Origin of the sequence: Armatimonas sp. (assembly GCF_043760365.1) — a bacterium.
Lineage (GTDB): Bacteria > Armatimonadota > Armatimonadia > Armatimonadales > Armatimonadaceae > Armatimonas.
On sequence record NZ_JAYUPA010000081.1, the window covers coordinates 1 to 6588 of the forward strand.

A 6588-nucleotide genomic window follows, 5' to 3' on the forward strand; every position below is an offset into this window, starting at 1 on the left:
TTTGAGGTGACCGTGGAGTATGCCAAGGCCGACACCGACGATATTATCGTCTGCATCACGGCGCACAACGCGGGGCCCGAGGATGCTCCCCTCTGGATACTGCCGACTCTCTGGTTCCGCAATACCTGGAGCTGGTCTTCAGAGACACCACGCCCCGAGATCACACGCCTCAGCGAGTCTGTTTTGCTGGCTCAGCATGAGAAGCTGGGAAGCTACACACTGGAAGCGACGCATCCGTCGGCTGCATGGCTCACCCACAACGAAAGTAACTCCCCTAAACTATGGAAAACCTTAGATAACACACAGGATAAGAAAGATGCCTTCGGGAATAAATTAATAAACACTCAAGATAATGCGTGTGAGAGTCGGGACATGGGCACGAAGGCTTGTTTTGTCGAACAGATTTTGGTTCCCACGAACTCAAGCAAATCGGTTTGGCTTCGTCTAAAAAAAATCACAACGCCACAAATATCTTCGGAGTCACGCTCTCGGCTGGATATGCCATTGTTAAAGCTTGTGATGCAACAGCGAAAGCAAGAGGCAGACGAGTTCTATGCAGCGCTGGCTCCGCCCCAGGCGACGCCCACTCAAAAACAAGTGCAGCGGGAAGCCTTTGCCGGGCTTATCTGGAGCAAGCAGTACTACACTCTCGATGTGGAGCGCTGGCTCGACGGCGATCCAGGGCAACCTGCACCACCCGAGCAGAGAAAATCCGCCCGAAACAGCGCTTGGCGCACGTTTAACGCCGCTGATATTCTCTCCATGCCCGATACATGGGAGTACCCCTGGTTCGCCGCGTGGGATCTAGCGTTTCACATGATTCCCTTCGCACAGATAGACCCGGAGTTTGCTAAGCACCAGCTTCTCTTGCTCTGCCGGGAGTGGTACATGCACCCGAGCGGCCAGCTCCCCGCCTATGAGTGGGCCTTTGAGGATGTCAATCCCCCGGTGCATGCCTGGGCAGCCTTACGTGTCTATAAAATCGAGCGCAAGCGCCTAGGCAAGCGCCGCGACGAACCCGGTGACACGGTATTTTTAGAGAAGATTTTCCATAAGCTGCTGCTAAACTTCACCTGGTGGGTGAACCGCAAAGACGCTAAGGACAACAATCTCTTCGAGGGAGGCTTTCTGGGGCTAGACAATATCGGAGTCTTTGATCGGAGTGCGCCGCTGCCTACGGGCGGAACCCTGGAGCAGTGCGATGGCACGGCGTGGATGGCGATGTTCTCGCTGAACATGCTGGCCATTGCGCTGGAGCTGTGCAAAACCGACCCGACCTACGAGGATGTCGCCACCAAGTTCGCCGAGCATTTTGTCTATATCGCCCATGCGTTCAATCACTCCGGCGTGCTCTGGGACGAAACAGATGGCTGGTTCTACGATGCCCTGCGCCTGCCCGATGGCTCGACACAGCGGCTTCCGGTGCGCTCGATTGTCGGGCTGATTCCCCTCTTTGCGGTAGAGGTATTCGATAGCGAGACGCTCGCACGGGTGCCTGGCTTTATGAAGCGGCTGAAGTGGTTCATGGCGCACAAGCCCAGGCTCTGCGCCGAAGTCGCGCACCTCGCTGCTCCGGGCCAGAGCGAGCGCGTGATCTTCTCACTCGTTGGCCCGGAGCGCCTGCGCCGCATTCTCACCCGCGCACTCGATCCCAATGAGTTCCTCTCAGAGTTTGGGATTCGCTCGCTCTCCGCCTGGCACCAGCAGCATCCGTTTGCGCTCACAGTCGGCGGCCAGGAGTACCGAGTGTCCTACGACCCAGGCGACTCCACCAGCGGGCTCTTTGGCGGCAACTCCAACTGGCGCGGCCCGATCTGGATGCCCCTGAACTATCTCTTAATCGAGTCGCTGCAAAAGTTCGACTACGCCTATGGCACAAGCTTCCCCTGGGGCGACACCGACCTCTGGGGTGTCGCCACGGATCTGTCGCACCGCCTGATCTCTCTGATCCAGCGCGACCCCAGCCACCCGCACTATCTCTTCCACGAATACTTCCACGGCGACACGGGCGCGGGCCTGGGAGCAAATCATCAGACCGGCTGGACCGCCCTCGTGGCGAAGCTGATTGCCCAGGCCTCATGAACGAGGCGGGCGCGCTTCGCTTCTGGCGCAAGCGCCACAAAGTCGCTCCGCGACATCATAATCTTTCATGGTGTGAGGCAGGTAAAATGCTCCTATGAAAGTACACCGTCGTTCTCTTGTTGGAGGCTTTCTTGGAGCCTTGTCTTTTAGCAGTTCAATTCCTACGCAGGCACAGACAGAGACACTCACTTTTCCAGCGACGGAGCTGAGTTTCGTGGAGGTCTTGCTTCAGGTGCACAAGCAGACGGGGCGTGCCGTTGTGGTTGAGGGAATCCCCCGCGCAAAAACAGTGAAGCTGGCGACGGGGCTACTGCCACAGGCGCTGGATACTCTGGCGAGAGAGTTTGATTTTACCTGGAGTAATGAAAACGGCACGCTTGTCTTTGTCCAGCAGTTTAAGCAGCCCGAGAGCACCCCAGAGATTTCTGCCGATGAGTTTACCGCGAGCCTGCGGGACATTCTGAAACTGTGTGCAGCCCTAGATGCGGCTCCGACACAAACGAGCTTTACGAGGTCGCTCCAGAGCTTTGCACTCACGCTACCCCAGCCGCAGCAAGCGCTTCTCAACACGAAGGGTCTCCCGCTTCAGCAGCTCAGCCCTGAACATCGTAAGCAGTTTGAAACTCTCCTTTTTCAAGAAAACTTCAGCTCGATTCTTTTCAAAGCAAACCAGCTAGAGCAGACACTGAGTGCTCTGCCCACCGCCACGCTTCATTTAGCAACACGAGGCGTGATCTGGATCAATCGCGAGCTACCCAAGTCGCGCAACGCCATCGCGCCCTTCCTGGGAAATCCACACCCCATTGCCAATCCCGCTTGGCCGCAGGAGAGCCCGGAGCAAGCCGCGATTTTAACATGGGGACGTTTTACTCAAACCTTGAGAGCCACGGAAGGGCTTCGCGTCTCCCCAGAGCTAGCACTGCATCCGGCATTTTTTATTGCCAAAGAGCCTACACTTCCCCTACTTCGCGCTCTTGCCAAGTGCAATGGCTGGCTGCTACAACGTCGCGGCGAAGGTGAGAAACGGGAGATTCTTCTTCTGCGACCAGCCCTCCCCGCCGTCACCCGCGAGAGCCTAGGCAAGGCGATATTTCAGGCACTTCCAACGAGCGTTCAGCGCTATCTTTCCGCACGCTATCCCGAGGACACGATCAATCCCCTCTACCCGACCCTGCCTCCCTCGAGGGGCAAGATCATGGCGGATCTCATGCAAAAGAGTAACAGCCGCCTTCATAGGGGCTATGAGGTTGTCGCCAGAGCCATCGGTGAAAAAGAGTCGCTACCAGTTGCAAACCTCACGCCTGTGCAAAAAGTCGCGCTCAGTGATGCCCTGATCTTCAAAGAGCTAGAGCAAGTCGGGGATGAGCTCCTGGGAAACGCTGTAGCACATGATTCCTCGCAAAAGCCCGATCTCGCAGGATCAATTCTATCCTCGACCTCGGGCAGAAGCGGCTTTGAGCTACGCTTCGCCAATGGCGGAGGGTTTTCTGTCGGAATCGGCATCCACGTTCCAAACCCTAGTCGCTAAGCGCATTGCCCCAGCCTTTTGAACAAGCCTGAGAGGGTATACTGTGGTCATGGCAACGGCGGAAAAGCTACTAAATCTTGAGGAGTACCTAGCCTGGGAGAAGGCTCAAACCGAGCGCTATGAGTATGTCGCAGGAAGTATCTACGCTATGGTAGGAATGTCCGATGAGCACAATCAGCTCTCGACAAACCTGGTAACAGCCTGTGCCACCGCACTGAAGCCCCCTTGTCGAGTTCGCACAGAAGGACTGAAGGTGCAGATCGGGGCCACGTTTCTCTATCCCGATGCCATGATTCTCTGCTCTCCCCCACTTTTCTTCAATGCCCGCCGTGACACCATTCTCAACCCCACCGTGATCTTTGAGGTTCTCTCCGAGTCCACCGAAGCCTTTGACAGGGGAGAAAAGTTCCGGCGCTACCGGAGCCTGCCCGGCCTGAAAGCCATTATCTTTGTCTCACAAGATCGGATTTTAGTGGAGTGCTGGAGCCGCAAAGACGATGCCTGGCAAGCGCAAGAATGGGAAACGATAAGCGAGATTATGGAGATTGAGGCACTGGGTCTACAAGTTCCCCTGGCACAAATCTACGAGGGGCTGGAGTTTCTTAACCAATCAGATGAGCATCCTCTCTCTTGAGCAACTAAGACGCAAACTCCGGTGGGAAGACATTACTTTGGAGCAGCGTACCCAGATACACCTTGACAAAGCATACCACTCTTGTATCTTCCATATCAACCCGAGCGACTCTTCCTGGCCCTCGATAGAGCTCTGGTTTGATGAAGACATCCTCTTTCTCGATCCGCTAGGGTTTGCCCAATGGCACGCCCACTATGACCGCTGGGGAGACGAACGAAGAAACCTCATCGAGGCCCTGCGAACGGTGCGAAAGCTTATGTCGGGGCAGTTGTGCTTGGTCGAAATCTTGGATGGTAATGGTAAGTGCTGGGGAGGCTCACTCCTTGGCCCAAAGGAAATCCCACGTACACTGGGACACGAACCAAAAAGCTTTCGACGCATCTTTTTCAATCAGCCGCCCATTCATGAAGCGATTGACTTTGGTCGGTACTGGGAAGGCAAAAAACAGTGGGTGGAGTTGCAGACAAAACAGGATACTGAGAAGTTTCTGGCAGAAAACAGTATGGAACCAATTTGGTAATTGGTAACCCGAACACGAGGGTACAATAGTTCACCATGTCTTCGTCTGTGCCGCTGACGCTTGAGGAGAAGCTCAAGAACCTGCCTACCAATCCAGGGTGCTATCTCTACAAAGATGTCGAGGGGCAAATTATCTATGTGGGTAAGGCGATTAACCTACGAAACCGGGTGCGCTCGTACTTCCAGAAATCGGCCAATCACACCCCCAAGACGCGGCGGCTGGTGTCGCATATCGTGGACATGGACTGGGTGCTGACCGACACGGAGCTGGAGGCGCTGATCCTTGAGTGCAATCTGATTAAGAAGCACCAGCCGAAGTACAATGTGCGGCTCAGAGATGACAAGCAGTACCCCTATCTCATGCTCACGACCAGCGAGCCGTTTCCGAGGGTCTTGATCACCCGTAGAGTAAAGCAAGGTGATGGGAATAAGTACTTTGGGCCCTACACGAACGGCGCGGCGGTGCGCGAGTCCGTGGATCTGATCTACCGCGTTTTCCCTCTCGTCACCTGCAAGAAGGAGTGGACCAATAAGCGCGAGCAGAAGCCGTGTCTGTACCACCACATGGGCCGCTGCCCCGAAGCGCCGTGTGCGGGGCTCGCGGATAAAGAGCGCTACGCCCAGACGGTGAAAGACACGGAGGTTTTTCTCCAGGGACGGCAGGATAGCCTTGCGAAGAATCTCCAAGCCAAGATGGAGACCGCCGCCGAAAACTTAGAGTTCGAGCGCGCGGCGAAGCTGCGGGATCAACTGGTGGCTATCAACACGATTGTCGAGCGGCAGAAAGTGGTCAGCACCACGACGGGCGACCAGGACGTGATGGCGGTAGTCGCGGATGAGACGGGCGCGGCGGTGCAGATGTTCTTTATCCGGGGTGGCAAGCTCATCGGGCAGGAGCACTTTCTCCTAGACGGCGCGGAAGACGGCGTGGCGGAGGCGACCGGCGAGTTTCTCAAGCGCTACTACCAGGATGCGAGCTACGTCCCCAGTGAGATCCTTCTGCCCGCACACGTCGAGGAGCTAGAGATCATCGAGAGCTGGCTACGGCAAAAACGCGGCGCGAAAGTGACGATATCCGTGCCGGAGCGCGGCGAGAAAAAACGCCTCATGGAGCTGGCGTCTGCCAATGCCGAGCAGGCACTCACACAACTGCGTGCGGCCTCGGCGGCGGAGCAGAGCCGCATTGACAGCGCTCTGGGCGAGCTGGCGACGGCGCTCGGAATGCCCAATAACCCACTCACGCGGATCGAGGCCTACGATAACTCCAACATTCAGGGCCGCCATGCCGTCGGTGGGATGGTGGTCTTTGAGCGGGGCAAGCCCAAGAAGAGCGAGTACCGCAGATTCAAGATCGCAAGCCTCCCGGACAACACCCCCAACGACTTCGCGATGATGTTCGAGGTGCTCACGCGCCGCTTCGCGCAGATGGCCGAGGGCAATACCAAGTTCACCCAGCGCCCGGATTTGATCATCGTGGACGGTGGCAAGGGCCAGCTCTCTGCGGCGCAGGACGCCATGAAGCAGTTCGGCTACGACTTTCCCATGATCGGCCTCGCCAAACAGTACGAGCAGGTCTTTCAGTCCGGTGCCCACGAGCCCATCGAGTTCCCCCGAAACGCCCCCGCCCTCTTTTTGCTCCAGCGGGTCCGCGATGAAGTCCATAGATGGGCAATTACCTACCATAGAAATGTCCGAGGCAGCGCCGCCAACATGAGTATTCTGGATGAGATCCCCGGAATCGGCCCGCTACGCCGCAAGAACCTCCTCAAGTTCTTTGGCAGTGTCGCCAAGATGAAGAAAGCCAGCGCGGTCGAACTTGCCAAAG

5 protein-coding genes are annotated in these 6588 nt (G+C 56.6%); all 5 read left to right on the forward strand.

Features of this window, described 5'->3' with window-relative positions:
• Window positions 1–2082, forward strand: a 2082-nt coding sequence (locus ACH2EH_RS02060; protein ID WP_395138390.1) for a glucosidase, incomplete at its 5' end; no start/stop codon positions are given.
• A 94-nt stretch (window positions 2083–2176) separates the two neighbouring features.
• Window positions 2177–3610 carry a hypothetical protein gene (locus tag ACH2EH_RS02065; protein ID WP_395138392.1) on the forward strand — a complete coding sequence of 478 codons (1434 nt, stop codon included), beginning with the start codon at window positions 2177–2179 and terminating at the stop codon, window positions 3608–3610.
• Between the two features lie 49 nt (window positions 3611–3659).
• The gene (locus ACH2EH_RS02070) at window positions 3660–4244 is read left to right on the forward strand and encodes a Uma2 family endonuclease (RefSeq protein ID WP_395138395.1); all 585 of its coding nucleotides are present in this window, start codon (window positions 3660–3662) and stop codon (window positions 4242–4244) included.
• A 37-nt stretch (window positions 4245–4281) separates the two neighbouring features.
• Window positions 4282–4764, forward strand: coding sequence for a hypothetical protein (locus ACH2EH_RS02075; RefSeq protein WP_395138398.1), 483 nt, complete (start codon window positions 4282–4284; stop codon window positions 4762–4764).
• A gap of 35 nt (window positions 4765–4799) precedes the next feature.
• On the forward strand, window positions 4800–6588 hold a 1789-nt coding region (gene uvrC, locus ACH2EH_RS02080), incomplete at its 3' end, for an excinuclease ABC subunit UvrC (protein WP_395138401.1).